At 35.7% G+C, this 1940-nt stretch carries 1 protein-coding gene and 2 pseudogenes; 1 reads left to right on the top strand and 2 read right to left on the bottom strand.

Annotated elements, in window-relative coordinates; genetic code table 11:
• Both BU200_RS11350 and BU200_RS10370 read right to left on the bottom strand, forming a co-directional pair.
• A pseudogene (locus BU200_RS11350) lies at window positions 1-149 on the bottom strand (IS5/IS1182 family transposase); the annotation flags it as partial.
• Window positions 150-738: 589 nt separating this feature from the next.
• Window positions 739-1626, bottom strand: coding sequence for a tyrosine-type recombinase/integrase (locus tag BU200_RS10370; protein ID WP_075100045.1), 888 nt, complete (start codon window positions 1624-1626; stop codon window positions 739-741).
• 139 nt (window positions 1627-1765) lie between these two features.
• On the opposite strand from BU200_RS10370, the pseudogene BU200_RS11045 reads away from it, so the two are divergent.
• Window positions 1766-1940 (top strand): annotated as a pseudogene (locus BU200_RS11045) (IS5/IS1182 family transposase); the annotation flags it as partial.

Raw genomic sequence — 1940 nt, 5'->3', positions numbered from 1 at the left:
TTGCGTGGACGACCTCCTTGACGATGTTGACGTTGGTAAGCTACATTGAGACAGGTAAGCATTTCTTGAAAGGTCTCTTTTTGAACACCTATGAGAAGTTTGAAGTTCTCTGAACTGAGTTTTTGAGCTTTTTCATACATTGTTTCCATACAAATAGTATATCACATTTGGTTACCGAACAAGTCTATTCTTGAATCCGGCGATAAGACTATTGTAAAATTGAGTTAGTAATTTTTAGAGGCTGTTTTTCTAGATTATTAGAACTTTACTTGATTAGAGCAACATAGGAAATATTTTCGTTCTAAAGTACCATTTCAAACTCTACTTACTCATTTTCCGGAACTTGCTACCAGAACATGTGGGGGTAGTTGTCCTTTTAGTTAGCTCCTAAAAAACTCAAACGATTACGAACCACATTTCAAAAAAATTAGACGATTTCTGATTATCCTGTCTCTATTGATGAAATAGGTAACAATCGATACCTGTTTCGCCTCAGCACCGGAGCTTAAGAGGGTGTCAGTCCATGCAAGAGAAGTGGGAGCGTTTTGAGTGTATTTCAGTTGTCCCTAGACAACTTGCTTCCCGCTAGAGAGAATATATGATTTATAACTATAGTATGATCCGATAAATAGTTCAAGTACAGCATGGCACAGGAAGAGGTTTTTGATGTTTTTTAGTAAAATAACCATAAAATTTAAGCAAACTTTTTTTAATATCTATTCTCTGATGCACATCAGATTAGGAATGAATAGAGCTAATAGGATTATAGGAACTTAGAATTTCCTTTTGTTTTGACTGTGAGACGTGGGTATATATCTGAGTTATGGAAATGGAACTGTGGCCGAGGATTTGCTGAATGTAACGAATATCCACATCATTATCCAGAAGCATTGTCGCAAAGCTATGTCTAAACATGTGAGGCGTGATGGGGGTCGTTAAGTTCAATTGTTTTCGTATGGTCGTTAAAAATAAGCGTACACTCTGTTCTGATAATGGTTTGTGCGAATATTTACCAGAGAAAAGGTAGTGGTCCGATGGCTTGCAATAGGTTTTTATATATGTTTGTAATAGGAGAAGGGTAGCTTGATCGCCTAAAAATAAGATACGCTCTTTCTTTCCTTTCCCCATAATATGGAGCGTACGATTTACAAGATTAACATTTTGGAGCTCAATGTGACAGAGTTCAGAAATCCGAATGCCTGTTGAAAGCAATAAGGAAATGATGAGTAAGTTCCGTTCGGCTTTATGTCTTTGATAACTAGTCTTTGCATTGCTAGTTTTCTGTTTTAGATAGGCGAAAAGATTTTTTAAACTATCATAAGGAATTGTTTTCGGAAGTGTTTTTTCTGTTCGAAATTGAAAGCGTAATTGATTGAAAGGATTATCAGTAACTAGATTTTTTGATTGTAGATAATTATAAAATACTTTTAAACTAGCGATTTTACGGCGTAGAGTACTTGCTTTGATACTTGAATCTGTCAGCTGTCGAATATAGCTTTTCACACAATCATGATTAGATTTATAAAACTGCATAAGATCATTTTTATAAGCACGCAGCGTATGTGAGCTGAGACGTTTATGGCTTTTGCAATAGTCTAAATAAGTAGAAATAGTAGTGTAATCCATGTGAATCTCCTTTAACGATAATGACGCTATTATAGACTTATTTAGATGTCTTGTACAGTGATAAGGGGACCTCTAAAAACTTCCTAAATTTCCCCAAAATGAGATAATTGGGGAATAAAAAGTAATGAGGAGATCTGTCATGCATTTATTCACAGACGATGAAAAAATCTTGTCAAAACTATCAGAGAAAGGCAATCCCTTAGAACGTTTGGATGCCGTTATGGATTGGAATATCTTTCTTCCTTTGTTGTCAGAGTTATTCAGTCGTAAAGATAAAGTCATCAGTCGTGGCGGTCGTCCTCACCTAGACTATC

Source organism: Streptococcus acidominimus, from assembly GCF_001921825.1.
Classification (GTDB): domain Bacteria; phylum Bacillota; class Bacilli; order Lactobacillales; family Streptococcaceae; genus Streptococcus; species Streptococcus acidominimus.
The sequence above is the reverse complement of the archived record's forward strand: the minus strand, read 5'-3'. Positions and strand labels throughout refer to the sequence as shown.